The sequence below is a fragment of the Psychrobacter sp. 1Y1 genome, from assembly GCF_051847395.2.
Taxonomy (GTDB): Bacteria; Pseudomonadota; Gammaproteobacteria; order Pseudomonadales; family Moraxellaceae; genus Psychrobacter.
This window is the reverse complement of record NZ_JBPYDF020000001.1, coordinates 2,355,782-2,382,222: the sequence shown is the minus strand read 5'-3', so window position 1 is coordinate 2,382,222 and position 26,441 is coordinate 2,355,782. Positions and strand designations below refer to the sequence as shown.

22 protein-coding genes and 1 pseudogene are annotated in these 26,441 nt (G+C 43.5%); 13 read left to right on the top strand and 10 right to left on the bottom strand.

Features of this window, described 5'->3' with window-relative positions; translation table 11 throughout:
- Positions 1-51 precede the first annotated feature (51 nt).
- Both ACS8FA_RS23880 and ACS8FA_RS23875 read right to left on the bottom strand, forming a co-directional pair.
- Positions 52-1,428: an NAD(P)/FAD-dependent oxidoreductase gene (locus tag ACS8FA_RS23880; RefSeq protein ID WP_427611536.1), complete on the bottom strand. Its 1,377-nt coding sequence runs from the start codon at positions 1,426-1,428 to the stop codon at positions 52-54.
- Between the two features lies 1 nt (position 1,429).
- A complete protein-coding gene (locus ACS8FA_RS23875) occupies positions 1,430-2,773 on the bottom strand; it encodes a glutamine synthetase family protein (RefSeq protein ID WP_201547777.1) in 1,344 nt (447 codons plus the stop codon).
- Between the two features lie 466 nt (positions 2,774-3,239).
- On the opposite strand from ACS8FA_RS23875, the gene ACS8FA_RS23870 reads away from it, so the two are divergent.
- On the top strand, positions 3,240-3,980 hold the full coding sequence (locus ACS8FA_RS23870; RefSeq protein ID WP_439264879.1) for a gamma-glutamyl-gamma-aminobutyrate hydrolase family protein: 741 nt from the start codon (positions 3,240-3,242) through the stop codon (positions 3,978-3,980).
- The gene (relB, locus tag ACS8FA_RS23865; protein ID WP_238052360.1) at positions 3,955-4,683 is read left to right on the top strand and encodes a type II toxin-antitoxin system RelB family anti-toxin; all 729 of its coding nucleotides are present in this window, start codon (positions 3,955-3,957) and stop codon (positions 4,681-4,683) included. The genes ACS8FA_RS23870 and relB overlap by 26 nt, the downstream gene beginning before the upstream one ends.
- Positions 4,684-4,806: 123 nt before the next feature.
- Here relB and ACS8FA_RS23860 read toward each other — a convergent pair whose 3' ends face one another.
- From ACS8FA_RS23860 to ACS8FA_RS23850, 3 genes are all read right to left on the bottom strand, one after another.
- Positions 4,807-6,138, bottom strand: a complete 1,332-nt coding sequence (locus ACS8FA_RS23860) for a glycosyltransferase family 4 protein (protein ID WP_439264881.1) — start codon at positions 6,136-6,138, stop codon at positions 4,807-4,809.
- Between the two features lie 150 nt (positions 6,139-6,288).
- Complete coding sequence (locus tag ACS8FA_RS23855) at positions 6,289-7,161, bottom strand: TIGR03915 family putative DNA repair protein (RefSeq protein WP_439264883.1); 873 nt, start codon at positions 7,159-7,161, stop codon at positions 6,289-6,291.
- A 75-nt stretch (positions 7,162-7,236) separates the two neighbouring features.
- Positions 7,237-8,505, bottom strand: a complete 1,269-nt coding sequence (locus ACS8FA_RS23850; protein WP_439264884.1) for a putative DNA modification/repair radical SAM protein — start codon at positions 8,503-8,505, stop codon at positions 7,237-7,239.
- Positions 8,506-8,749: 244 nt separating this feature from the next.
- Between ACS8FA_RS23850 and ACS8FA_RS23845 the strand changes: the two genes are divergently transcribed.
- On the top strand, positions 8,750-9,301 hold the full coding sequence (locus ACS8FA_RS23845; RefSeq protein WP_439264886.1) for a hypothetical protein: 552 nt from the start codon (positions 8,750-8,752) through the stop codon (positions 9,299-9,301).
- Positions 9,302-9,486: 185 nt separating this feature from the next.
- Here the strand turns inward: ACS8FA_RS23845 and ACS8FA_RS23840 are convergent, their stop codons facing one another.
- The 4 genes from ACS8FA_RS23840 to carA form a co-directional block, all read right to left on the bottom strand.
- Positions 9,487-10,380, bottom strand: coding sequence for a hypothetical protein (locus tag ACS8FA_RS23840; protein ID WP_439264888.1), 894 nt, complete (start codon positions 10,378-10,380; stop codon positions 9,487-9,489).
- 484 nt (positions 10,381-10,864) lie between these two features.
- Entirely contained in the window at positions 10,865-11,341 is a 477-nt protein-coding gene (gene greA, locus ACS8FA_RS23835) for a transcription elongation factor GreA (protein ID WP_057760725.1), read from the bottom strand.
- A gap of 330 nt (positions 11,342-11,671) precedes the next feature.
- On the bottom strand, positions 11,672-14,935 hold the full coding sequence (gene carB, locus ACS8FA_RS23830; RefSeq protein ID WP_439264890.1) for a carbamoyl-phosphate synthase large subunit: 3,264 nt from the start codon (positions 14,933-14,935) through the stop codon (positions 11,672-11,674).
- Between the two features lie 153 nt (positions 14,936-15,088).
- Complete coding sequence (gene carA, locus ACS8FA_RS23825; RefSeq protein ID WP_424510758.1) at positions 15,089-16,330, bottom strand: glutamine-hydrolyzing carbamoyl-phosphate synthase small subunit; 1,242 nt, start codon at positions 16,328-16,330, stop codon at positions 15,089-15,091.
- Between the two features lie 503 nt (positions 16,331-16,833).
- On the opposite strand from carA, the gene ACS8FA_RS23820 reads away from it, so the two are divergent.
- The 4 genes from ACS8FA_RS23820 to ppnP all read left to right on the top strand — a co-directional run bounded on the left by ACS8FA_RS23820 (position 16,834) and on the right by ppnP (position 19,796).
- On the top strand, positions 16,834-17,370 hold the full coding sequence (locus ACS8FA_RS23820; protein WP_102091164.1) for a gamma carbonic anhydrase family protein: 537 nt from the start codon (positions 16,834-16,836) through the stop codon (positions 17,368-17,370).
- 158 nt (positions 17,371-17,528) lie between these two features.
- Entirely contained in the window at positions 17,529-18,230 is a 702-nt protein-coding gene (locus tag ACS8FA_RS23815; RefSeq protein ID WP_394123709.1) for an HAD family hydrolase, read from the top strand.
- Positions 18,231-18,355: 125 nt separating this feature from the next.
- A protein-coding gene (gene prfB, locus ACS8FA_RS23810) for a peptide chain release factor 2 (protein ID WP_439264894.1) occupies positions 18,356-19,451 on the top strand; the annotation gives its coding sequence in 2 pieces (ribosomal slippage) (positions 18,356-18,427 and positions 18,429-19,451; 1,095 coding nt in all).
- A 60-nt stretch (positions 19,452-19,511) separates the two neighbouring features.
- Positions 19,512-19,796, top strand: a complete 285-nt coding sequence (ppnP, locus tag ACS8FA_RS23805) for a pyrimidine/purine nucleoside phosphorylase (RefSeq protein WP_102091166.1) — start codon at positions 19,512-19,514, stop codon at positions 19,794-19,796.
- Positions 19,797-19,879: 83 nt separating this feature from the next.
- Here the strand turns inward: ppnP and ACS8FA_RS23800 are convergent, their stop codons facing one another.
- Positions 19,880-20,332, bottom strand: coding sequence for a GNAT family N-acetyltransferase (locus ACS8FA_RS23800; RefSeq protein ID WP_439264896.1), 453 nt, complete (start codon positions 20,330-20,332; stop codon positions 19,880-19,882).
- 182 nt (positions 20,333-20,514) lie between these two features.
- Between ACS8FA_RS23800 and ACS8FA_RS23795 the strand changes: the two genes are divergently transcribed.
- The 6 genes and pseudogenes from ACS8FA_RS23795 (at position 20,515) to ACS8FA_RS23770 (ending at position 26,139) form a co-directional block, all read left to right on the top strand.
- Complete coding sequence (locus ACS8FA_RS23795; protein ID WP_439264899.1) at positions 20,515-21,645, top strand: DNA topoisomerase IB; 1,131 nt, start codon at positions 20,515-20,517, stop codon at positions 21,643-21,645.
- 84 nt (positions 21,646-21,729) lie between these two features.
- Positions 21,730-22,170 carry a transposase family protein gene (locus ACS8FA_RS23790; protein WP_522901981.1) on the top strand — a complete coding sequence of 147 codons (441 nt, stop codon included), beginning with the start codon at positions 21,730-21,732 and terminating at the stop codon, positions 22,168-22,170.
- An 8-nt stretch (positions 22,171-22,178) separates the two neighbouring features.
- Positions 22,179-22,562: pseudogene (locus ACS8FA_RS23785) on the top strand (transposase family protein); the annotation flags it as partial.
- Between the two features lie 304 nt (positions 22,563-22,866).
- Positions 22,867-24,582 carry an AMP-binding protein gene (locus ACS8FA_RS23780; RefSeq protein WP_439265986.1) on the top strand — a complete coding sequence of 572 codons (1,716 nt, stop codon included), beginning with the start codon at positions 22,867-22,869 and terminating at the stop codon, positions 24,580-24,582.
- Between the two features lie 72 nt (positions 24,583-24,654).
- Entirely contained in the window at positions 24,655-25,446 is a 792-nt protein-coding gene (locus ACS8FA_RS23775) for an SDR family NAD(P)-dependent oxidoreductase (protein WP_439265988.1), read from the top strand.
- A gap of 111 nt (positions 25,447-25,557) precedes the next feature.
- On the top strand, positions 25,558-26,139 hold the full coding sequence (locus ACS8FA_RS23770) for a L,D-transpeptidase family protein (protein WP_439265990.1): 582 nt from the start codon (positions 25,558-25,560) through the stop codon (positions 26,137-26,139).
- Positions 26,140-26,441: the final 302 nt, after the last annotated feature.

Below are 26,441 nucleotides of genomic sequence, written 5' to 3'. Positions count from 1 at the left end.
GATAAAAGCGTTGTCTATGTCGACCGCTCTTATGCACGGTTGGTCATGTATTTACAGGCCGGTGGTGTCTTTTAGTGCATACCACCATGAGCCCATGACCGAGTAAGGCACGCGTAGAGCCCTCCCACCTGGGAACGGAATCCAAGGAATCTGTGCAAAGGTGTCAAACTCTTTGGTTTTGCCATTGATGGCATCAGCCAAGATTTGCCCGAACAGATGAGAGCCTGTTACCCCATGACCACTATAGCCGTGGGCGAAATATACGCGTTCATGTAGCTTGCCCATTTGCGGTACACGAGAGAAAGACAGGGCAAAGTTACCACTCCACGCGTAGTCGATTTTCACATCGCGCAGCTCTGGGAAAATCTTATTCATATTGGGTCTGATTTTGGCGGTGATATCAGCAGGATCTTGACCGCCATACACCGTACCGCCGCCAAACAACATGCGTTTGTCTGCTGAGAGGCGATAGTAGTCAAGAATGTAGCGCACATCTTCGACACAGACATCAGTAGGGAGTAATTGATCGGCCAAATCACCCAATGGTTCGGTCGCGATAATCTGCGTCGATACTGGCATTACGCGATCAGTCAGCTTAGGAATGACTTTATTGAGATAAGCGTTACCGCATAGAACGGCTTGCTTACAAGTCACCGTGCCAAACTCAGTAATAACTTTGATAGAATCGTCAGCGTATTCAATATCTACGACTAAGGTGTTTTCATAAATCGTGCCGCCATTTTTTTCGATAGCTGCCGCTTCACCCAGTGCAAGGTTTAATGGATGAAAATGTCCACCTGAATGGTCGATGACGCCGCCTACATAAGCATCTGATTTGATATGCTCTTGAATGCCGTTTTTGTCTAGCATTTCTCGGTCGTGCATACCGTGGCTTTCCCACAGTGCATGTGTCTCTTGCAAGTCTTTTAGCTGTCCGTTATTCAATGCTGCAAAGATGTTTTTTTCTTTCAGATCGCAACTGATATCGTAGTCACTGACAAAACGGCGAATAATTTTGCCACCGCGAGTCACGAGCTGACCGACGAAGTCTGCACTTTGTTGACCATAAGATTTTTTGATTTTTTGCAGGCTGGCATTTAGACCGTTGACGATTTGACCGCCGTTACGACCTGATGCGCCCCAACCAATCTGTGCGCCTTCAAGCACGACAACCTCATGATCTGTTTCGATAAGATGTAGGGCAGTTGATAAGCCGCTGTAACCACCACCGACCACGCAGATTTCTACTTGAATATCGTTTTTAAGCGTTGGTCTGTCAGGCTTAGGGTTGCGACTGGCTGCATAATAGCTATCAGGGTATTGACCCTTATCTGAGTAATGCGGGATATTGCGCGTGTTATTAGAAGGTGGGTTTTGGTTCGTTGCCATATTGCTACTTTGGTTGCTATTTGGGCTACTATTTGACATATCAAACATCCTGTAAATAGGTGAGGTATTCAAGGTTGGTCACTTGCTGAGCAAAGCGTTTGGCCTCTTGCTTTTTGACTGCAATCAATAGCTCAATCATCTCGCTTGGGAATAGTGAGTCAACCACATCGCTGCTCTCAAATTGACGAATGGCTGAGAGCCAATCCAACGGTAAGGTTTTTAGTTCTGCTGCATCATAAGTAATGCTATTAATCGGCTCAGGTGCTTCAAGCTTGTTTTCGATACCATACAGCATACCTGCTAGTACTGCGCTACAAACTAGATAAGGGTTGGCATCTGCGCCAGATACACGGTGCTCGATACGGCGTGCTTTTGTGTCACCGCCGGGGATACGTACAGCTGCAGTGCGGTTTTCATAACCCCATGACACGTTGTTTGGGGCCAATGTACCAGGGGTAAAGCGGCGGTAAGAGTTGACATGCGGTGCAAACAATAAGGTGCAATCTGACATGGTCTTTAGCAGTCCAGCTACTGCGTGACGCAACATATCTGAGCCTTCATCTGACCCATCATCGAAGACGTTGTTGCCATCTTTATCTAACAAACTGCAGTGCACATGAAAGCCATTACCAGACTGTAGGCCAAACGGTTTCGCCATAAAGGTCGCGGTAAGCTTACGACGAGCTGCCACGGCTTTGACCACTTGTTTAAACAAAATCGCGTCGTCAGCAGCTTTTAATGGGTCATCTACGTGTAATAAATTGATTTCAAACTGCCCACAACCATTTTCAGCCAGCGCCGCATCAACAGGGATATCGAGCTTTTCACACTGCTCGTAGACTTCATCTAAAAATTCATCAAATTGTAATAGGTCATTGATACTTAAGATGGACGTCTTATTTAGTCTTAGGCCGCTCTTGGGACGGATAGGCGGCTTGGGTGTCTCTCCCTCGGTATAGTCAACCAAATAAAACTCTAGTTCGGTTGCCATCACTGGCGTCAGTCCCAGTGCTTTGAACTTTTTACTGATGTAGTCCAAAACATGGCGGGCATCACCGTAGTAAGGTTCATTGTCTTCGGTATATAGCCAAATCGGTAGTAGCGATGAAGGGGCACTGGTATTGAGAAGCGGATAAGCAGCACGGCCAGTTGGACGGGCAATGGCATCGATATCACCATTGCACTGCGAAGACTCGATGACATCAGCGCCCCATATATCGACACCTAAGATTGACAGAGGTAATCGGATTGCGCCGTTTTCTGCTTTTTCCATTTGATCAAAAGGGATGCGCTTACCACGAAGTAAGCCATTGATATCTCCTGCGGCAACATACACGTACTCTGTGCTGTTTGCAGATTTGACCATTCCATTGGTTGTCATCATGTCTGTTCTTCCTATGAATTTGTAGAATTACTGGGTTTGTTACTGCTACTACGTTTTGGCTGTGGTGTCTAAATTCTCTGCTAGTGGCATTTATAACGAACACTTAATAAATAAGTATTTGATAAATGACGGGTTGAATATGAGGTGTTTATACTACTGCTAAATTTTTTATCAATGATATTAGTGACTTATAGACTGTGCTCTTAGGCATTTTTATTCAGTTTAAAAGTTAAACTATGTTGGTTATCATTGCTGCTGACTTTTAATATATGGATGAAAACTATAATTGTCAATTTTTATTTAAAATTATCTTAAAATAACTCAAATGCGGGTTTATAGTACAAATATCGATATTAATGAAGTTTATAGTTTACATTTTACGAGGCGTTGTGTTAAATTTTAGCTAAATAAGGGATTAGACAACATAGACAGCCTAGGTCTAGTTGTTATAACGAGGGAAAATAATATGAAAAATTTCAGACCTATTATTGCTATTGTGTCTTGTCATAAGATGGTTGACGGACAGCCAGCACAGGCGGTATATCAAAAATACATCGATGCAGTAAACTTTTATGGTGGCAATCCTATACTGCTGCCAAATACAGCTGCTGACAGCGAAAACTTCGATGCCCTGCTCGAAATAGCAGATGGCATTTTATTGACCGGTAGTTATAGCAATGTTGCCCCAACTCGTTATGGCGCGACGCATACCGAAGCCAAACAAGATCTAGGTCGTGATGAGCTGAGCTTCAAGTTATTGGCTTATGCAGACGAAAAAAACATTCCGCTATTTGCAGTGTGCCGAGGTTTGCAAGAGATGAATGTTCATTTTGGTGGCACGCTATATTCTGACTGGCGTGATATTGATGGGTTTTATGAGCAGCATTTAGAAGACAATACCCAACCGCTTGAAGTGCAGTATCAGCCCATACATGACGTCATCATTCAACCTCAAGGAAGGCTGGCAGCATTCGGTGAAAAGTGGCACGTCAACTCATTGCACAAACAAGCCATCAATAAGGTAGGCGAGCGTTTATTCGTCGAAGCGTTAGCGCCTGATGGTCTGGTAGAGGCTATCAGCTTGTTACAACATCCATTTATGATTGGTGTACAATGGCATCCTGAGTTAAATTATGCGCAAGATAGCTTGTCCAAATTTCTATTCACGGAATTTATTCACCATGCCAGAGAACCACAAACCGAATAGCACGACTAAAAGTAAGGCAGAAACTGCTGTCACTGATAGTGATAACATTGAGAACGATGTCGATAGTGTTGATGACAAAGATGCAGCTGATATTGAAATAGATGATATCGATGATGATGAACTGAATGATTCTGAAGCAGATGAGTCGTTGAAGGAAGACATTGGCAAAAAGATTAACCAGCTGCGTCTAGCAAAAGGTTACTCGCAACGTAAATTGGCAAAACTGTCAGGGTTGACAAACACGTCTATCAGCTCGATTGAGCGCAACAAGGTCAGTCCAGCGGTCAATACGTTAAAGGCGATTTTGACAGTGTTAGGTTCTGATCTGACTACGTTTTTTAGTGACGAGTGGAAAGAGCCAAAGGCTAGAGTGATTGTAACGCCAAAGGATCTATTAGAGCTCAATGAACCCAATAGCAAAGTGTCGCTAAAGCAGGTCTATAACTGCAGCAGGACAAGAAACTTAGGGTTCTTGATAGAGACCTATCAGCCAAATAGCTCAACAGAAGAAAAAATCGCTCACGAAGGCGAGGAGATTGGTACGGTCATCGAAGGTAAGATTATTATCCGTATCGAAGACAGTACTTACTTGTTAAATCAAGGTGATAGCTATGTGATTGATACCATTCAGCCGCATACTTTTATTAATCCTACTGATAGCGTCACCCGTATCGTAAGTGCCCATACACCGACGACTTATTAAACCTAAGCTAAATTTCGTTAGGTTTGATATTGCCCAGTAATGATTGAACAAAAAAGGCTACTTCCATTTTAGAAGTAGCCTTTTTTTAATTATAAAATTACCTATCGAATGAAAACGCTTAGCTTATAGCTGTTGATTGTATTCAGTTGTTTCTGTCGTATCGACATTATCCGTTGCCTTCGATTTTTCTTTGGTTAGCTTTATTTTTGGATTTTTAGCAACAGGTTCGATATTTTTTACAGCGACATTTAAGGCGGGTTTAGATGCTTTCTTTAGACTGCGTTTGATGCGTCGAACTGCGATAGCATCTGCTTCGGCTTGTTCTTCGGCAAGCGCCGTATCATGTAAGCTTTGATATACTTCAAGCGTTTTTTCAATCATCTCACGCATGGTGAATTTGTTGGTCATTTCAGGACGCGTCACACTTTCTAGCTGGTTTCTAACTGCTTTACAAAGCGCATTGGCATTGTACTTCTTTACCAGTCCTTGCGGGTAGAGCGGTTGTAAAATCTCGCTAAAGGCGGCTTGATCCCAGCCAATAACGGGCGTACCTAGATGTATGGCTTGTAGGGCATTGATACCGATTGACTCGGGCTCATTGGCAAGTGCCATGACAATATTGGCCGCCGATAGCCATTCCCGCATATCATTACGCTTGCTACCCACATAGGTAATGCGTTCAGCTAAGCCTAAGCTGTTGGTACGTTGGCGAAAATCCTCATGAGCGACATCGCCGTCTTTATAGTCTTCATCCATAATAATGACATGAATATTTGGGAATTGCTCTTGCAGGTTACCCAAGATATCTATCAGCCACTCTTGCCCGTACTCATTGCCGATGACCGTTGGGAATACGAGCCATTTTTTGTGCTCAAGCTCAGGGTACTCGGCAAAGGTATGACGTAACCAATAGACCGACGGATTATGACGATAAGGGTAACGCCGAGTATCGATACCACGATAGATACGCGTGATGACCTTAGGATCTACGTCTTCGATGCGCAGTCCTTTTTTTAAGTATTGAGTGACACTATCAGATACGGTGATTATCGTATCAACATTGAGTAGAGCCTGAGAGTACTTATTAATAGGATAAAAACCATACATGGTCGAGACCAGTTTGGGAAAACGTCTTACACGTGCGCGGCGCAGTGCCAAATGCAATATCCATGCAGGGGTACGAGAGTGCACATGAATGACATCAGGCTCGTACTTTTCTATCAAATGCCGTAGGGCAGAGACTTGCAATAGCGATAGCCAGGACTTTTTATTCACATGTAGCTGATGGTATATATTGCCATCACGTTTGAGACGTCTGACCAAGTCATTGTCTTCATCGGCACTAGAGACAATGATAGAGGTATGCTCATTTTTGACCAATGCCCGCCCAAGATGAAAAATGCCGCGCTCGGATTCATCATGCTTTAGAGACGACAGTAAGCGCATAACTTTCATAATAGCGTTGGTCACCGGTTAGTAATATCAATTTGCTATTGTCAGTTAAAAGCGATTAAAACTCAACCATCAAGATAAAAAGATAAGTTCAGATAGGTAGTTTTTAGACTATATGAGCGTAAGATGTGGATTAATAAATACCAAAAGCTATTAGCGTCGTTTTTGTAGATGCTCAGCATTGGGCAGTACTTGTTTTTCACTCAAGTATTTCCAGTAACGCTGCGGGAGATATTGCTTATGCAGCTTAGGGTTTTTGCGCTCTTTGATATTGACGTTGGTAAAGTAACCTTGCCAAAATTTCTGATAGCGCTGTTCATCAGGGCTATGGATGCTAGCAGGGTTGCGTAGTACCGCATCATCAAGATTAGTGATGGTTTGTAGCTTTGCTGGACGTGATGGTGTGCTATTACTTTTATCGTAATAGATGCCATAGCCCCGAGTCAGATCATAGATTGCCCAGTGCTGATCTTGATAGCGCTGACGAAAGTGCTCTCCGATGAGTGGCAATACGTTAAAATCAGGCTCTACACGTGCAAAATAAATATCATCGGTTGTATGCTCAAAACGTACAAACGCCTCCATACGATGTTTCTCACGGCCAACCGATTTGACTGTCTGCACCAGTTCAAGCACGTCCAAATTACCCAAATCCTGCATGATTTGACGGTTAGGGTAGTCGATGGCGTATTTGACCACGCGAAACAATGTCGTACCGATATCATCCTTTTCTGATAAAAAACCCCATAAGATATTTCGCATGCCTGAGCGACCTAATAGGGTATTTAATTTGACCAACACACGCTCGGCTCTATCCTCATCAGTTGCCACGCTAGTCGCCTGAGCGATGAGTGATGGCACATAGCAATCTTGCGCAGTTAGTTTCAGTGACATATCATTTTGCAGACGATTGGCATAGACATAAAACACAGCACTCAGCCAACCTTCAAAGCTAGGCTCATACAGTACAATGCTAGGCGTCAATTGACCGATAGCGTAAGAGTCGTTTTGCATAAGTGCTGACATGTTTTATCCTACATTTCTATCATAAATACAGTAGCGAGATAGCAGGTTTTTTAACACATGCTATCTAGAGCCATTCTAAAATAAAGCCAACTGTCCAGTACGTTGATCGTTAAACTTGGTCTGTGTTTGAGCCAATACATACTGACGAAAATTATCGCGCGTTAAATGAGCAAGGTGTTCGTTTTTACCAGTGGTCGCGATGAAGTATTTAGCACGGTTGACCGCAGCGCCCATCTTTTTTAGATGGTATAGCGTCAATTGATTGAACTTACGTGCTTTGACGATTTTTTTAGCAGTTTTTGTACCGATACCTGGGATACGCACAATCATCTCATAAGTCGCTGTCTGGATATTGACTGGGAAATGCTCGCGATGGCGTATTGCCCAAGCAAGCTTAGGATCGCAGTCCAAATCTAAAAATGGCGACTCTGGCTCCACAATCTCGTGCGCACCAAAACCATAAAAGCGCATTAACCAATCTGCTTGATATAGTCGATTCTCCCGTACCATCGGTACAGGCGTTCCAATCGCAGGCAAACGATTGTCAGAGAGCATAGGTACATAACCTGAGTAATAGACCCGCTTGAGATCATACGTTTTGTAAAAATGACTCGATAGTTGAATCACCTGCAAGTCAGTCTCGTTACTCGCACCGACGATCATTTGGCTGGTTTGACCTGCTGGCGTGAACTTAGGCGCTTTTTTGTGGGTTTTGCGACTCTCACGGATAGTGATGATTTCTTCTTTTACTGTTTCCATCGGCGCTTTTAGTTGCTCGTGTGATTTTTCTGGTGCAAGTAAAGCCAGTCCTGATTTGGTTGGGATTTCAATATTGACACTCAAGCGATCTGCATATAGTCCTGCTTCGAGCAATAGTTCCTTTGACGCGCCAGGGATGGTCTTTAGATGAATATACCCATTAAAGCGCTCGCGAGTACGCAAGAGTTTGGCGACTTCGACTAGTCGCTCCATTGTATAGTCGCCACTTTTAAAGATACCAGAGCTAAGAAATAACCCTTCGATATAGTTACGGCGATAAAACTGCATGGTTAAGTCGACGACTTCTTCGACACTAAAAGCAGCGCGCGGCGTGTCATTGCTCTTGCGCGAGGTGCAATAAGCACAGTCGTAAATGCAGTGATTAGTCAAAAGAATCTTTAACAGGCTGACGCAGCGACCATCTTCGGTATAGCTGTGACAGATACCTGTTGCAGAGGCATCGCCTAAGCCACCGCCTTGGTTTTTGCGCGTACCAGCCGAGGACGAGCAGGATACATCGTATTTTGCCGCATCGGCCAAAATATTGAGTTTGCCCTGTAATCTTTCATAATTGATGTTTGCCATAAGTCGCGTTTTACCAATTAATTGATGAAAGACTATTTTACCAAAATTATCGCTAAGTCATTGTATTTATAGGAGAATCCCAAAAACAACACGACAAATAGTGTCGTATGATTCGTGTCTAATATAGTAAACAGTAGTTTGAGGTTTATTTAAAGGCTAAACTCTGTAGCTTAATATATCTATCTTTTAAGTGCGAATATAGATTTTTTCAAACATCCAAGAAAGGCTCTTTTAGAGGGATTTTATGCTCAAAAAATTTAAAGAAAAATCAGCGTCTCAAAAGTTCGATACGTTTCTAAATGTCTCGTTTATATCTTTTTTCATTGCACTCAATTTTTTGGAATGGCAGGGTAGAGGTTTTCCGCAGGAGTCGGAGCTACAATACAGTGAAGGTATTATTACTGATACGGGATTTAGTATAGCCTTGCAATCTATCGAAAATCCTAAACAAATAACGCTTTACGGCTGTAGCTATAATGTATTTGGCTTTATTAATACTGGGTCATGTATGGGTCCTACATACCTTGAACCTAGGCTTGGCAAGTACGCAAGAGTTGGTTGGTACTATCAGCCCAATTTTTTAGGCGTATCGAATAATTTACCGCAATTAGTCAGCTTAGACATTAGAGGATCAGAGGAGGATCTGCAAATAACTTACGAAGATACCAAAAACCTAATGTTCGATCAAAACATGATAAGAGTGCTCACTACGTCAATCTTTGGTTTTGGTTTTATCTTTTTTATGACAAAACTTAATAATCTAATTAATCGGCCTATTCTGTATAAAGAAAAATGATCTTCTCTAGAAGCTCAGCTATTTCTGCCACTGCATCAAGCATTTATATCCTAAGCTTAAAGCAGTGCTTTACCACACCCAAAACCAAGCCACCGACACAAAAAAGGTCTTATGGACTACATACTTAGTCCATAAGACCTTTTATTAAATTCAATAGTTTTTAAGTTTCAAACTCAGAATTATTTTTACTGAACCTTGGCACGTATGACGACGGTTTTGGCTGCATTGGCATCAAAGTTCACCAAGTTCCATTTCAGACCAGAGTAGTTTTCTTGGACAACCACCGTATTGCCAACTTGCTGAATGGTTTGATAGCTGTCTCCGCCAGTGGTAGCAAGCGTCGGCAGAGGACTATTCAACGAGACTAACTGGACGCCACTTGGTAATGAGATCATGGCATTGATGTCATTAACCGGCTGTGCTGTAGTGTTGGTATAAGTGGTGTGATACTCGATCACATCGCCAGGGGCAATATGATTGGCAGGAACGGCAACTTCACGACCATCAGCATTTTTTAGAATTTTCATGACTTTGGTGTTGGCATTGACTACGCCAGGCGTGCTAAAGGTAGGGGTCAGTTGCAACGTATCCAAAGTTGTCGTCGTTGTCGTTACTTGATTGGTCACTGGCTGCTGCATAATCACTGGCGGGGTGACGTTGGTTGCGACAGGTAGTACTTGCGTCACGCTGTTGGCAGGCGTGGTAATCACATCTACTTTAGTGACCTTATTGGTAATAGAGTTAGTCACTGGTACGCTAGTAACGGTCGTCGTACCTTGGACAACAGGAGACTGACGCACGACGTAGCGTGGCACAGTGGTTACCTGAGTTACCGCGTAAGGCATGCCGTCTTGCATAGTGATACCGTTTGGCGTCGCCGTAATCGTAGCAGTTTTGCCATCAGAGTATTGCTCGACCACCGTGGTGCTACCGCTCGCAGATGAGCTAATAGCAATCTCAGGGGCAGCATTGGCCGATGATGTAGCCAACATGATACCTGCTAGCATTGCAGACATAGCTGTATTTTTTGCCATAATCGTTTTAGCAGTTGATGCTTGAAAACCATCGTTCATAATCATAAAAGACTCCTCAAAAATAATAGTAAGTAATACAACAATAAATAATGCCTAGATAAACAAAACCCCCGCTAAATGACACCAAAAAATATGCCAAATAACGAGGGTAGTAGTGCTGATATTAGCCTATGTATGCGATCAGACCATCATTATTTTTAGTAAGAGCGCAGCAGTGCTAACTTATATAAAATCTATTCAATCCTAACTATTTCTTATTGAATAAACTTAATACTAAAGCTGTTGTGCACTCAAACTCAAATAATTATGCGCCAAAACAAATCATGGATAAAAGCAGCATTGTGTAACCGAAATGGTATAGATGCTATCTATGTGTAGTACAGCTTTCATCTATGGAATTGCATAACTAAGTAATCAGGCGCAATCATCATCATAAAAACTATTATCCAAAAGTCATTTCTCAAACTATCTAACTTTGAGAACATCAAATTTATAGATTAGAACGCAGTGTAGCTATTAAGTGTCGCTATTAGTCGTATATAACTTTCATGACTTCATATTCAACCACGCCTTTTGGCGTTTCGATGCGTACTTCGTCGCCTTCGAACTTACCAATCAAACCACGAGCGATTGGCGAGTTGACTGAGATTTTGCCAGCTTTAAAGTCAGCTTCATCGTCGCCAACGATTTTGTACTGTTTTTCTTCTTCAGTGTCCATGTTTTCGATCACGACGCTGACGCCAAATACGATACGGCCTTCTTTTGGCAAAGTCGAAGGATCGATGACTTGAGCGCCACCAAGTTTGGCTTCGATGTCACGAATACGTGCTTCACAAAAACCTTGTTGCTCGCGGGCAGCATGGTATTCAGCATTTTCTTTCAAATCGCCGTGTTCGCGTGCTTCAGCAATCGATGCTGTGATGCGTGGACGGTCGACACTTTTTAGCTGTTTTAATTCGGCTTCTAGAGCCGCGTGTCCTTGCGGAGTCATTGGGTAACGTTGCATGTTTTTTCCTTAAACCAATAACACCACACCACCTCATAATGAGATGGTGTCAGTGTTGTTGCAATGGATATAAAATATAAAAGAGTGATAATTAAGACGATGTAATGAACAAGTTGGCCATCATTTATGAGTGTATCTCACCTCAATTCAAGCATAGGCGCACTTAAGCTTACGTAATAAAAAGCATAGTCGCAATTTAGCCACTATGCTTTTTAGGTCTATCACGGTAAAGGTATCGTTCCTCAAGCATGGTTGGCTATATTTAAAGCAAACAACGATACTTGAGTGAGCTTTTAGGCAAGCCTAACGGTTATGCTTAATCTACTGAAATTATTCAGCCACGTCAATAGACTTTGCTTGCTCATGTAAATCTTGTAACTTATAGACATCAAACGGTAAGTCAATCGCGTAAGATTTGCAGACGGCATCAGCGGCACCTAACGTGGTGACGTAGAATACTTTGCCCTGTAGCGCACTACGGCGAATAGAGAACGAATCCTCTTGAGCTTGCTTACCTTCAGTTGTATTGATGATAAGGTCGATTTTGCCATTTTTCAAGGCATCAACGATATGCGGACGACCTTCAGTGACCTTGTTGATTTGCTGACTTTCGATACCAGCGTCGCTCAGTACTTTTTGCGTGCCAGTGGTTGAGACGATTTTGAAGCCAAAGTCTGCAAGCTGACGAGCAATCGGAGCGATTTGCGCTTTGTCACTATCACGAACTGAGATAAAGACGGTTTTTGTCTCGCCTTCAGTCGGTAGACCTGGCAGACGCTCGTTACTACCGATAATGGCCTTGTAAAATGCTTCGCCAAAGGTTTTGCCCACGCCCATAACTTCGCCCGTTGATTTCATCTCAGGACTCAAGATTGGGTCAACACCTGGGAACTTAGCGAATGGGAATACCGCTTCTTTGACCGCATAGAATGCTGGAACGATTTCAGTGGTAAAGCCTTGATCTTTAAGCGAAGTACCAGCCATACAGCGAGCAGCAACCTGTGCTAAAGAAGTACCGATACACTTAGAGACGAACGGTACGGTACGCGCAGCACGTGGGTTCACTTCTAGGATGTATACCGTTTCGCCTTTTACTGCGAACTGTACATTCATCAGACCGATAACGCCTAGCTCTTTTGCCATAGCGACCGTCTGTGCGCGCATCACATCACATAGCTCTTTAGATAGTGAGTATGGTGGTAGTGAGCATGCTGAGTCACCTGAGTGAACGCCAGCCTGTTCGATATGTTGCATGATACCGCCGATGACGACATCAGTACCATCACATACACAGTCTACGTCAACTTCGATAGCATCATCTAAGAAGCGATCTAGTAGGACAGGCGCTTCGTTCGAAGCCTGAACTGCGGTACGTAGGTAATGTCTTAGCTCATCTTCGTTGTAGACGATTTCCATCGCGCGGCCACCTAATACATAAGATGGACGTACAACCAATGGATAGCCTACGTCTTTGGCTTTAACCAAGCCGTCTTCTAAGCTGGTTGCTAGTGCGTTTGATGGCTGTACTAGGTTTAGCTGCTGAATCATGTGCTGGAAGCGCTCACGGTCTTCGGCACGGTCGATTGCATCTGGGCTAGTACCGATGATTTTAACGCCTGCTGACTCTAGTGCACGAGCAAGTTTCAATGGCGTTTGACCACCGAACTGTACAATCACGCCATCAGGGTTTTCGATACGGACGATTTCTAGCACGTCTTCTAATGTGATTGGCTCAAAGTATAGACGGTCAGAAGTGTCATAATCGGTTGAAACCGTTTCAGGGTTACAGTTAACCATGATGGTCTCGTAACCATCTTCACGCATAGCAAGCGCTGCATGCACACAGCAGTAATCAAACTCGATACCTTGGCCGATACGGTTAGGACCACCGCCGATAACCATGATTTTCTTTTTGTCTGTTGGATTGGCTTCACATTCGCTATCGTACGTCGAGTACATATAAGCCGTGCTAGTAGCGAACTCTGCGGCACAGGTATCGACACGCTTATAGACTGGATAGACGTTTAGATCCCAACGCTTTTTGCGTAGCTGCTTTTGTGAGATACCAAGCAATTTAGCCAAACGCAAATCTGATAAACCTTTACGCTTAAAGCTACGCAAGTTCTTTTCGGTCAAACCGGCAAAGCCAAGTGATTTCACGATGTCTTCAGTTTTCACGATGTCTTCGATTTGTACCAAGAACCATGGGTCAATCTTGGTGTAATTAAATACCTCATCGACACTCATACCAACGCGGAACGCATCAGCAATATAGTAGATACGATCAGGGGTTGGAATGGTTAAGCGATTGATAATCTCGCTACGAGCCTTCTCAGCACTGACTTTTGATAAGTCGATTTGCTCATCAAAACCATCCGCGCCTGTTTCCATACCGCGTAGTGCTTTTTGCATAGACTCTTGAAAATTACGACCAATCGCCATCACTTCGCCGACCGATTTCATCTGCGTCGATAGGATGTTGTCCGCTTGTGGGAATTTTTCAAAGTTGAAACGCGGTATCTTAGTGACGACATAATCAAGTGCAGGCTCAAAGCTCGCTGGCGTTTTGCCACCCGTGATATCATTTTGCAATTCATCTAGCGTGTAACCAATCGCCAGTTTTGCCGCGATTTTGGCAATCGGGAAACCAGTCGCTTTTGAGGCGAGGGCAGACGAGCGCGATACACGTGGGTTCATCTCGATGACAACCATGCGGCCCGTATCAGGATTGATACCGAACTGTACGTTTGAGCCACCCGTTTCTACACCGATCTCACGCAATACCGCGAGTGATGCGTTACGCATGATTTGGTATTCTTTATCCGTCAATGTCTGCGCTGGCGCGACAGTGATTGAGTCGCCTGTATGTACGCCCATTGGGTCAAAGTTTTCAATCGCACAGATGATGATGCAGTTGTCGTTTTTGTCACGAACCACTTCCATCTCGTACTCTTTCCAACCGATAAGTGATTCATCGATAAGCAGTTGATGGTTTGGTGATAGATCAAAACCACGCTCACAAATCTCGATGAACTCATCGCGGTTATAAGCGATACCGCCGCCTGAACCGCCCATGGTGAATGAAGGACGAATGATACACGGATAGCCCATTTTTTCTTGGGTTGCGAAGGCTTCTTCCATCGTTTCAGCCGTTTCAGCGCGTGGGCACTCAAGGCCAATACGTTTCATCGCCTTGTCGAATAAGTCGCGATCTTCTGCCATCTCAATTGAGTCTTTTGTGGCACCAATTAGCTCGCAGTCGTATTTAGTCAGTACGCCATGCTTGTCTAAATCTAATGCACAGTTTAGCGCGGTCTGTCCGCCCATGGTTGGCAAGATCGCATCAGGACGCTCTTTGGCAATGATTTGCTCAACCGTCTGCCACGTGATTGGCTCGATATAAGTCGCATCAGCCATGACAGGGTCGGTCATGATGGTTGCAGGGTTTGAGTTGACCAAGATGACGCGGTAGCCTTCTTCTTTTAGTGCTTTACACGCCTGTGCGCCTGAATAGTCAAACTCACATGCTTGGCCGATGACGATAGGGCCTGCGCCAATGATAAGAATGCTTTTTATGTCGGTACGTTTTGGCATAGTTAGAGCTACCTTCGTTTGGGTGATAATTTGAGTAATCTTTATTTTTGATAACGCTCAAGGCGTTTTATACTTGCAGTGCTTTATTTAGTGCCGCTTGAACCGCTATGGACGATTCAAGCGTTTACTTATTATGTAGTTATAATCAACCGTTTACGCTTGGGCAGCTTTAGACGCTTCCATCATATCTGCAAACTTATCAAACAATGGCGCGCAGTCATGTGGACCAGGGCTGGCTTCTGGGTGACCTTGGAAGCTAAAGACTGGCTTATTGGTCAGCTCGATACCTTGGTTAGTACCATCAAACAGTGAGCGATGAGTAGATTTAACGTTGTCAGGTAGCGTGTCTTCATCAACCGCAAAGCCATGGTTCTGACTGGTGATCATAACCGTACCAGTCGCTAAGTCTTGTACTGGATGGTTGGCACCATGATGGCCAGTTTTCATTTTGATGGTATTTGCACCGCTAGCCAGACCAATCAGCTGATGGCCTAAGCAGATGCCAAACGTTGGCACGTCAGTTTGCTCAATGATGTGACGTACCGCATCGATTGCGTAATCACAGGCTGCAGGATCGCCAGGGCCGTTTGATAAGAAGATGCCATCTGGGTTCATTGCTAGCACGTCTGCGATAGGGGTCTGTGCTGGTACAACCGTCACGTGACAACCGCGGTCGACGAGCATGCGTAGGATGTTGGTTTTGCTACCGAAGTCATAAGCGACGACGTTGTATTTAGAATCGATGTGAGTGCCGAGTTGCTTAAAGAAGCCGCCAGTACCACTATCATGACTACCAGGAATATCACGGTTGAGTAGGGTGTCTGATAAATCCCAGGTACCCGCTGTCCACTCAAAGTTCTCTGTAGTGCAGCATTCTTTTGCCAAGTCCATACCCTTTAGACCTGCAAAGCCTTTTGCTAACTCAATCGCTTTTTGCTCATCGTCGCTACTGATCGTCTCGCCGTTTGAGGCAGTCATGATACAGCCGTTCTGTGCACCTTTATCACGTAATAGACGTGTTAGCTGACGCGTATCAATTTCAGCGATAGCCACTGTCTCATTACGCTGTAAATAGTCGCTGAGTGACTCAGAGTTACGGAAGTTAGAAGTTGCCATGGTGGCATCACGGATGATAAGACCGTCTGCCCATACTTTGTGGCCATTACCAGATTCTGTGTCCTCGCTATTGGTGCCTGTATTACCGATATGAGGGTAAGTCAAAGTCACCAGCTGGCGGGCATAACTCGGGTCGGTTAGGATTTCTTGATACCCTGTCATTGCTGTGTTAAATACCACTTCACCAATACGATGACCTAGGCTGCCGATACTGACACCGCGAAAGATTGTACCGTCTGCTAGTGCCAAAATTGCTTGTATTTCTGCCGATGAATTCAAGGATTGCCTCCGCTGTTATTGGTGAGTGCCATCGTGTTTTGTTAGACTAAAATTGCTCCGTATCCTTTTATTTACGGCATTTGACTGTTGTCATATAAAAGTAAAAAAAGGGCGATACACAAAAATTTTCCACAAAAAAGCGAGAAGACATTATTGATGAAAACTACAAAACCCACTAGATAGTGAATAGGTAACTTGCATCATGTCCGCTCGCTTAGGCACAGATTTTGCGTATTATATACAAAATAGACGGTTATAGCTAGCCGATTTACTGGATTAATAGTCATTTCATGGCTAATAATGAGGTCTTTATAAAGATATTGATTCTATAAAAATAGCCTAAGCAGACACTGACTCCTTTCTCTTTTATCAAAATCAACATCCAGCGTGTATTAATAGCGCTGGATTTTCGCAGTTGGCTTTGCCACAATGGACAGCGAAGCGCTAGACCCAATTTTTATGATCGGTTGTTATAACAATAATGAAGATGACAAGGAGTCGTTATGATTTATCAGTATTTAGACAAAACCCCTGAGTTTGCTGCACCGTTCAATGGCTGGGTAGCAGATTCAGCGCAAGTGATGGGCGATGTATATTTAGGTCATCAAGCCAATATTTGGTTCGGTGCAGTGATACGCGGTGACAACGATCGTATCCATATCGGTGACTATAGTAATGTGCAAGAAAACAGTGTGATTCATACTGATGCAGGTATTGAGGTGAAAATCGGTAATTACGTGACTATCGGCCATTTGGCTATGTTGCATGGCTGTGAAGTCGGTGATAACAGCCTAATAGGTATTGGCGCTGTGGTACTTAACAATGTCAAAATTGGTAAAAACTGTCTGATAGGGGCGAAAGCCTTGATTACTGAAGGTCAGGTTATTCCAGATAACTCGCTAGTGATGGGCGCGCCTGCAAAAGTGGTCAAAACGCTAACAGATGAGCAAGCCGCCATGCTAAAAATGTCAGCGCTACATTATGCTGAGCGTTGCCAGAAATTTAAAACAGGCTTAACAGAAATAGCGATGCCTGACTAAAGGTAAATAGTCTAAGCAATTCTAAAGGGATAGATTACAAGGTACAGGCTTATTTCGTTTACATGCTGTTTAAGTGATACGCTCAGCTTTAGTAGATAACTGTACCCAATTTTATTAAACGATTCATATTTTTTCGCAACCAACGATAAGGTCTCACCATGCAGGCAAATCAAGCACAAACAAAACAAAAACAACTGGCATTATTTGATTTAGATCATACATTACTTGATGTCGATAGCGATTATCTCTGGGGCGAGTATATCGTAAAGCATGACCTTGTCGATGAGGCGCAGTACCGCACTGCCAATCAGAAATTTTATAATGACTATATCGAAGGTACGCTAGACGCGACAGAGTACAATGAATTCGTCGCGCAGTTTTTAAGCAGTCTGCCGCTTGATAGACTTGATGAGCTAAGAGAAGACTATATTAAAAGCGAAATCGAGCCACATATTCGCCCAAAAGCGATGGAAGCGTTATGTCAGCACATTGAGCAAGGGCACGATGTAGTGATTATTTCTGCGACCAATGATTTTGTGGTATCGGCTATTGCCAAGCGTTTTGGCGTGGAAGAAGCCAATGTATTGGCAACGCCATTAGAGATCAAAGACAATCGCTATACAGGTAAGCTAACTGACAGACCAAACTTCCAAGCGGGCAAAATATACCATTTAGATAAATGGCTAAATAAACAGCAAGCCTCTGGCATCACCTTTGAAAAAACGTATGCGTATTCAGATTCTAAGAACGACATCCCATTGCTCGAATGGGCAGATGTGGCCGTTTGCGTGTCACCTGATGACGCGCTTCATGCGCATGCTCTGGCGCATCGCTGGGCAGTAGAAGATTGGTCAATATAAGCTGTCCAATCCAATAATAGTAGCAACATTAGCAATAGCGATAATTAGCGAACCATTTAGTATCAATCTCATTTAAAATAGCGCCACATGCGTTATTTACTTTTATTAGAAAAACAGGAATATTTATGGAAATCAATCCGTATCAAGAGCAAATTAAAGATTTATCAGAGCGTGGGCAGGACTTGCGGAGGTATCTTTGACTTCGATGGTAAGCAAGAACGCTTAGAAGAAGTTAATTTAGAGTTAGAAAACCCTGAGCTATGGAACGATCCAGAGCGTGCGACCAAAATTAATAAAGAAAAAAGTCACCTTGATGGTGTTATCGATGTGGTGGTTTCTCTTGAGACGACACTAGAAGATGCGTCTGCCATGCTAGAGTTGGCAGTCGAAGCAGAAGATGAGTCATTGCTAGCCGATGTGCAGAGCGAGCTAGATAGCGCTGAGAAACGTGTTGCTGATTTAGAATTCCGCCGGATGTTTAGCGGTGAGATGGATCCAAATAACTGCTACTTGGATATTCAGTCAGGCAGTGGCGGTACTGAAGCGCAAGATTGGGCTGAAATGCTGCTGCGCATGTATACACGCTGGGCAGAAGCACATGGCTTCAAAGTAGATGTGATTGAAGTGTCATCAGGTAGCGTGGCTGGTATTAAGTCGGCAACGATTGAGATTAAAGGCGAATATGCGTTTGGTTGGTTGCGTACCGAGATTGGTGTTCACCGTTTGGTACGTAAGTCACCATTTGATAGTAATAATGGTCGTCATACGTCGTTTGCTGCGGTGTTTGTCTCGCCTGAGATTGACGACAACGTCGAGATTGATATCAATCCAGCAGATTTGCGTATCGATACCTATCGTTCATCTGGGGCGGGTGGTCAGCACGTAAACACGACAGATTCTGCGGTACGTATTACCCATGAGCCAAGTGGCGTGGTAGTGACCTGTCAGAATGAGCGTAGTCAACATGGTAACAAAGCCACCGCGATGAAGATGCTACGTGCTAAGCTCTATGAGCTAGAAATGCAAAAGCGTATGGAATCACAGCAAGCGGTTGAAGATGGTAAGTCTGACGTCGGCTGGGGCAGTCAAATTCGTTCGTACGTGCTCGATGACTCACGTATCAAAGACTTGCGTACGGGTGTTGAAACCTTTAACACTGGTGCGGTGCTAGATGGTGACCTCGATCAGTTCATCGAAGCGAGTCTAAAAGCAGGATTGTAAGCAACCGTTTTAAAATAGTAACTAATTAAAATAGCAACTAACATTTAATTAAGGAAAATTATGCCAAGCGTTAATAATTATTTTGATGATAAAGTGACTTCTATTGCTTTTCAAACGGCTACCAAGCCTGCGACTGTCGGCGTCATGGAAATTGGTGAGTATGAGTTTGGCACTAGTGAATTCGAAACCATGAGTGTGGTGAGCGGTGCATTGACTGTTAAGCTACCAGAAAGTGACGAGTGGAAAACGTTTAACGCTGGCGAGCAGTTCACCGTTGAAGCTAACCAAAAGTTTCAGGTAAAAGTAGACGTCGAAACCGCTTACTTATGTGTATACGGTAAATAACGACTTCTAAGTTATAGCAGTATCAAAACGAAAAACGCCAAGTATTTTATGCTTGGCGTTTTTTATTTCTGAACTATAAAAAACTATAAGTTTTTACGGTACTGCACCATGTCCGTTAAGCTTGCGACTTTGTCATACAGTTGGCGTGCATCAGCATTACTTTCTTGAGTTTTCCAATAAACGTGATTACAGCCTTTTTCATCAGCAAAGTTGTATACCGCTTCAATTAATACCCGTCCGATACCCTTTCCACGTACAGACTCATTGACATAGAGATCTTGTAGATAACAACATGCCGTACTACTCCAAGTCGTTGGATGTATTACGACATGGGTAAAACCTACCAATGTACCATTCTTCCACGCCCCAATTCCATAAGTAGCGACGTCGTTATTGAGCAAGTTGCGCCATGTTGTATCAGTCGTGCTCATGGGCAAACTGGTCTCATAAAAGGTTAGGTAGCTTTGCCATAATGTTAACCAAAAGTCGTAATCGGCGCGAGCTAGGGGTTTTATTTCTACAGATGAAGGGTACATTTTATTTTAATAAACTTAAGTCGTGAGTAGTGCTAAATTATGCCTCACAAACGCATCGTTTAGCATCCATAATTTCAATTTTATTTTACACATCGATTACACTTTGTCTGTGCCAAATAAACAGCAAAAACTACCGCCATTAATTATGCTAAAACCATGAATTCTTAAAGGTATATAGGTTTATGACAAAGGCAAAATTACAGACTAGCCAGCAGACAATGACCAAAGACGTGCGTCATGATTACGAGCATCTCGCACGCCGTGCCAATTTGCGTTATGTGAGTGACGACGAACCAGGCTACGAGCGCAGACGCTGGGGTCGCGGCTTTACTTATCGTGATGCAACGGGTAACACGGTAAAAGACAGAGCATTGCGTCAGCGTTTTGATGCGTTGGTGATACCGCCCATGTGGTCAGAGGTGTGGATATGCAAAGACGAAAGAGGCCATCTACAATCAACAGGGCGAGACGAAAAATCTCGCAAGCAGTATCTGTATCATCCGTCATGGAACAATATTCGTGACCAAGCAAAGTTTGATGCGATGATAGGGTTTGCAGAGGCGCTGCCCAATTTACGCGCGCAGGTCGAGACAGATTTGGAAGCAGAATCGTTGTCACGCACCAATGTACTCGCTGCCGTTGTTAAATTGCTAGAGACTACTTTGATTCGTATCGGCAACAGCCGCTACGCCAAACAAAACAAAAGCTATGGTCTGAGTACGCTACGCAGCAAGCATGTCAGTGAAACCGACAATGGACTGGCGTTCGATTTCGTCGGAAAAAGCGCGAAAGAGCATCATATCGAACTGCAAGACGAGCGATTGATTGATATCGTGCAAGCCTGTTCTGAACTGCCAGGTTATCAGATATTCAAATATCTAGACGACAACGGTCATAAGCAAGTCGTTGACAGTAGTGATATCAATGACTACTTACGCATGCATACCTGCGGCATGGACTGCGAAAGTAAACTGTACAGTGCAAAGGATTTTCGTACATGGATGGCCAGTGTGCTTGCGGCAAGCTACCTATATGATGAGCTACAAACGTCTGCAGGCACTAGCATACTAGCCAGTGCACCAGAAAGCGCTGAGCGACAGCAATTAGTTACTGATATGGTAAAAAGCGTGGCAGCAGAGCTGGGCAATACGCCAACCGTATGCCGTGCCTCTTATATTCATCCCATTGTCATTGAGCGTTTTTTGGCAGGGCAGTTTTTTGAAAATTACAAACAAGCACGCCGTGGACGAACCAAAAAATATCAAAGCTGTGAAGAGAAAGCATTGTTAGGGTTTTTAAGAGCTGATGTTTAGGTGTGAGGTTTTATATAATAGACCTCTTGCAAAAGTAGTTGTAAGACACAACGTATATTATTGAACTCTACTTACTTAATAGATATGCCAAACATAGATAAGCTACTCAAACAAAGTGACGCTGGTTTTAAACGCTACACTGGCATTCATAAAGCCACCTTTTATGACATGCTTGAGGCCATGCAAAAGCATGAAGCATCTAAGACCAAATCAGGTAGACCAAGTGTGCTCAGTCTTAAGGAGCAGATACTACTAGCCCTGACTTATTGGCGTGAATACCGCACGCTTTATCATATCAGTATGGACTTTGGTATTCATGAGTCTTCTGCTAGCCGTATCATTCGTAAAGTAGAAGACACACTGATTGACTTTGGTAAGTTTGAATTGCCCAAAAAGCTGCCTAGTCGTGTCGATGAGGACATCAATTGGTCAGTCGTCATTGTCGATGCCACCGAAACCCCTATTGAGCGTCCAAAAAAAACCAGAGAGACTACTATAGTGGCAAGAAGAAACAACATACCTTAAAAGCGCAGGTTATCGTTCATTGGCAAACCGGTTTGATACTTGATGTGCAAACCTGTAAAGGGTCAATCCACGATTTTAAGCTGTATAAAGATACTTGTTCTGATTGGTTACCTGAGAATACTAACTATCTAGCAGACAGTGGTTATCAAGGGTTAGCAAAGCTACATAACCAAACTTTCACACCATTTAAGAAACCTCGTGGTGGTCAGTTATTGGAGATATGCAAACAGGCCAATCAATATCTGGCAAAGTTCCGTATTGTGGTTGAGCACAAAATAGGCTTAATCAAGTTGTTTAAAATCGTGGCTCATAAATATCGCAACCGTCGTCAGCGCTACGATCTTAGAATGAAGCTATTTGCTGGTATCATTAATTCCGAGCTTAGACTATGACTTTTGCAAGAGGTCTAATAATACTGAGGTGTTAATTCTCTAATAGGAAATCGAAAATATGTGGCAGTACTTTAGCTATTTTAGGTGTCTTCGCGGACTTATAACGAATTAATGATAATTAGTTATAGATTGTCTTTATTTCTATAAAATAAAAATGATACGTTATGTATTGAAATAAACGTAAAAATGCGTTACTAATAGAGCATGATAAATACGAACCTATGAAACGGTCTATAGGATGTGACCGTTTTTCAATCATAAATACCATTTTACCAGTTACCTGCTATTGCTAAAGGATTAGCTTATGAACACCGCCTCTCAAACCCCGATAAATATTGATACAGATACTACCGTCACACCAAAAAACTATACCGATTACTATAATAATTTTGATATGAATACACTGCTGTCAGAAATCTTTGGCGAGAACGTAGATGATCGTCTGAATGCCTATATGGCTTGCTGTGGTCGTCACGTACGTGATGGCCGCGCTGATAATGCTGCGTTAGTACACGAAGATACCGCAGGCAACATAACACGCATGAGCTTTGGTGAGCTTGACAAAGCGAGTGCACAAATCGCTAACTTGCTACAGTCGTATGGGGTAAAAGCGGGCGATAAGGTAGCGACGATGCTACCGCGCACGCCAGAGCTGCTAACCGTTGTATTGGCGACATGGCGTATCGGAGCCGTATATCAGCCGCTATTTACTGCTTTTGGTTATGACTCAATCAAGTATCGGATGGACAAAGCCGATACCAAAGTCGTTTTTACCAATTCAGAGAATCGCAGCAAGTTTGAAGATTTGGCTGAGCAAACTAAAATGGTATTGGTCGGCAGTACTGAGGATGCTCAGACGTGGGATGACGATCACTATATCCAGTCTATGGCAGCACAGTCGCAAACGCTCGAACCCGTGGTGCTCGATACTGATGCGCCATTCTTGCAAATGTTTACCTCAGGTACGGTTGGTAAATCAAAAGGGGTCAGCGTTCCATTGGCTGCGTTACCTGCTTTTTACCTATATATGCGTTATGCCATTGACCTACGTGAAGATGATCAGTATTGGAACATGGCAGATCCAGGCTGGGCGTATGGCTTGTACTATGCCATCACAGGGCCTTTGCTACTGGGTATCACCACTTATTTTAATGAAGCAGGATTTGACGCGACCAATACCCGTGATTTTATGGTGCGTCATCAGATTACCAATTTGGCCTCTTCACCAACGGCATTTCGAATGATGAAATCTAGTGGTGTGTTTGATAGTGTTAATGAAGGCGCTCATAACGATACTAATGCTAAGCTGTCTTTGCGCTGTGCCAACTCAGCAGGGGAGACACTGAACACTGAAGTGGTCAACTGGGTTGAAACCTATCTAGCATGCCAAGTCAAAGACCAATATGGGCAAACAGAAACGGGCATGACTTGCTGTGCACATCATGCACTGACACATGAATGTCCTGTTGGCTCGATGGGTATGGCACTGCCAGGTCATACACTAGTCGTACTAGATGATGATATGAATGTACTGCCGGATGGCGAACAAGGGCAGCTGGCAGTCGTCGTCAGTCAATCACCTGCGTTTTATTTCCGTGGCTATAGCTGGAATGAAAAACAAGCCTTTGTAGATGATTACTATCTGACAGGCGACGTGGTCGAGCGTCATAGTGATGGTAGTTACTGGTTCTCAGGCCGTGATGATGACATTATCATTACCGCAGGTTACCGCGTAGGGCCTACTGATGTCGAAAATACTGTATTAGAGCATGAAGCAGTCGCAGAATCTGCGGCGGTAGGCGTGCCAGATGAAGTGCGCGGTCACACTATCAAGTCTTATGTGGTACTAAAAGATGGCATCGAAGGCAGTGAGCAAATCGCCAAAGAAATCCAAGAGCTGGTACGCAAACGCCTATCCACTCATGCTTATCCGCGTGAGGTCGAGTTTGTGACCGAGTTACCAAAAACGCCAAGTGGCAAGATACAACGCTTTTTGCTGCGTAGTCTGTCTGCTGCATAAATGAATTGGTAAAGTGTCTATAAATTTAATAGAAAAATATCTAATAAAAAGCAAAAATTTAAAGGAATAATCATGCAAGTTAAAGAAAATAGCTTTTTGGTCACAGGCGGTGCATCAGGTTTGGGTGAGTCAGTGGCTCGGGCGATTGTAGATCAAGGTGGCAACGTCGTTATCGCTGATTTAAATAAAACTGCTGGGCAAGCATTGGTCGCTGAATTGGGTGATAGCGCACGTTTTGTGCGCTGTGATATCACTAACGGTGATGAAGTGCAATCAGCGGTTGAGATGGCAGAGTCAGCTTTCGGCGGCTTACAAGGCTCAATCAACTGTGCTGGTATCGTAGTGGTACAAAAGCTGCTAGATCGTGATAACAATCCGGCAGACCTTGAGGCATTTAGCCGCGGGGTCAATGTCAATCTGGTCGGTTCATTTAATGTCGCCCGTTTGGTCGCTGCTAGCATTGCCAAGCGCATAGCTAGTGATAGCAATGCAGGCGAGCATGTAGAAAAGAATGCAGATCAAGGTATTATTATTAATACAGCCTCTATTGCAGCCTTTGATGGTCAAGTAGGTCAAGCCAGCTATTCTTCGTCTAAAGCAGGCGTGGTTGGTCTGACATTGCCACTTGCTCGCGAGTTGGCACGTCATGGCATCCGCGTGATGACCATCGCACCAGGTGTCTTTGCCACACCGATGATGGAAAGCATTCCTGAAAAGGCACGTGAGCAGCTAGAGGCAGGTGTACCATATCCTAAACGTTTAGGCGCTCCCAATGAGTTTGCCAAGTTAGTGACTCATATCATCGATAATGCTTACCTAAATGGTGAAGTTATTCGCTTAGATGGTGCGATTCGCATGGTGTAACAGTCTAGTGAGTGATTCATCACTTTTGCACAAAACGTATCTACAGAATCTGGCATAGTGCTTTGATACATATGATTAATGACAAAAAATTAATTATGGGAATCAGAGTCTATGCCATTTTTTTATAATAAATTTCACCCATCAAATAAGCAGGGTACACCTTGGTTGCCCATTATCATTGGCCTTAGTCTTGCTGCCATTGTTAGCACCAGCGCCATTGCTTATGCCAAAAGCACCTCAAAACCCGAAAATCCCATTCCTACTTCTACAGCCATTGATAGAGTCATTGTCGACAAATCAGATCGTATCTTAAAACTGATGAGCGATGGTAAAGTTATTAGGTCGTATCGTATTGCGCTAGGGGGCAGTCCAACAGGTCATAAGCAACAAGAAGGTGATCAGCGTACGCCAGTTGGGGTTTATACATTAGATTATAAGAATGAAAATTCCATTGCGTATCGCTCTATTCATATTAGCTATCCCAATGATGAAGACAAGGCGCGAGCGCAGTCATTAGGGGTCAATCCGGGTGGCGATATCATGATTCATGGCCAAATGAATGGCTTTGGGTATTTGGCATTATTTAATCAACGACGTGATTGGACAGATGGTTGTATCGCTGTTGCCAATGATGAGATGGATGGAATTATGGATGCGGTGATACTTGGTACTACTATCGAAATCGTGGAGTAGAACAGTCGGATTATTATCTAATTTATACTAAGTAAGTGCATTATTCATTAACGTATTTAATGGAGGTTTATCTTTCATTTGCACTAATAAAATGGCACAACTGATCTACTAACTACCTTTAACTGATATTAACAGCCCCTTTAAATATTATTAATAATAAATATCATTGCTTTAAGTAAGGTTTTATTTAGTAATTGTCTTGAAATAGATGTATATATACCTTATATAAGTGACAGATAACAGTAGGCACTAGACTAAGATAATCCTTAGAGGTGCTATTGAGAATACCAATTATAAAAGGA

What these genes read in the sequence shown, in the direction of transcription:
- greA (WP_057760725.1), bottom strand. Translation starts at nt 11,341, where the DNA reads ATGCAACGTTACCCAATGACTCCGCAAGGACACGCGGCTCTAGAAGCC.
- ACS8FA_RS23850 (WP_439264884.1), bottom strand. Translation starts at nt 8,505, where the DNA reads ATGGCAAACATCAATTATGAAAGATTACAGGGCAAACTCAATATTTTG.
- ACS8FA_RS23780 (WP_439265986.1), top strand. Translation starts at nt 22,867, where the DNA reads ATGAACACCGCCTCTCAAACCCCGATAAATATTGATACAGATACTACC.
- ACS8FA_RS23875 (WP_201547777.1), bottom strand. Translation starts at nt 2,773, where the DNA reads ATGATGACAACCAATGGAATGGTCAAATCTGCAAACAGCACAGAGTAC.
- ACS8FA_RS23820 (WP_102091164.1), top strand. Translation starts at nt 16,834, where the DNA reads ATGATTTATCAGTATTTAGACAAAACCCCTGAGTTTGCTGCACCGTTC.
- ACS8FA_RS23790 (WP_522901981.1), top strand. Translation starts at nt 21,730, where the DNA reads ATGCCAAACATAGATAAGCTACTCAAACAAAGTGACGCTGGTTTTAAA.
- ACS8FA_RS23855 (WP_439264883.1), bottom strand. Translation starts at nt 7,161, where the DNA reads ATGTCAGCACTTATGCAAAACGACTCTTACGCTATCGGTCAATTGACG.
- ACS8FA_RS23815 (WP_394123709.1), top strand. Translation starts at nt 17,529, where the DNA reads ATGCAGGCAAATCAAGCACAAACAAAACAAAAACAACTGGCATTATTT.
- ACS8FA_RS23870 (WP_439264879.1), top strand. Translation starts at nt 3,240, where the DNA reads ATGAAAAATTTCAGACCTATTATTGCTATTGTGTCTTGTCATAAGATG.
- ppnP (WP_102091166.1), top strand. Translation starts at nt 19,512, where the DNA reads ATGCCAAGCGTTAATAATTATTTTGATGATAAAGTGACTTCTATTGCT.
- ACS8FA_RS23795 (WP_439264899.1), top strand. Translation starts at nt 20,515, where the DNA reads ATGACAAAGGCAAAATTACAGACTAGCCAGCAGACAATGACCAAAGAC.
- ACS8FA_RS23775 (WP_439265988.1), top strand. Translation starts at nt 24,655, where the DNA reads ATGCAAGTTAAAGAAAATAGCTTTTTGGTCACAGGCGGTGCATCAGGT.
- ACS8FA_RS23880 (WP_427611536.1), bottom strand. Translation starts at nt 1,428, where the DNA reads ATGTCAAATAGTAGCCCAAATAGCAACCAAAGTAGCAATATGGCAACG.
- carB (WP_439264890.1), bottom strand. Translation starts at nt 14,935, where the DNA reads ATGCCAAAACGTACCGACATAAAAAGCATTCTTATCATTGGCGCAGGC.
- ACS8FA_RS23845 (WP_439264886.1), top strand. Translation starts at nt 8,750, where the DNA reads ATGCTCAAAAAATTTAAAGAAAAATCAGCGTCTCAAAAGTTCGATACG.
- relB (WP_238052360.1), top strand. Translation starts at nt 3,955, where the DNA reads ATGCCAGAGAACCACAAACCGAATAGCACGACTAAAAGTAAGGCAGAA.
- ACS8FA_RS23770 (WP_439265990.1), top strand. Translation starts at nt 25,558, where the DNA reads ATGCCATTTTTTTATAATAAATTTCACCCATCAAATAAGCAGGGTACA.
- ACS8FA_RS23840 (WP_439264888.1), bottom strand. Translation starts at nt 10,380, where the DNA reads ATGATTATGAACGATGGTTTTCAAGCATCAACTGCTAAAACGATTATG.
- ACS8FA_RS23800 (WP_439264896.1), bottom strand. Translation starts at nt 20,332, where the DNA reads ATGTACCCTTCATCTGTAGAAATAAAACCCCTAGCTCGCGCCGATTAC.
- ACS8FA_RS23860 (WP_439264881.1), bottom strand. Translation starts at nt 6,138, where the DNA reads ATGAAAGTTATGCGCTTACTGTCGTCTCTAAAGCATGATGAATCCGAG.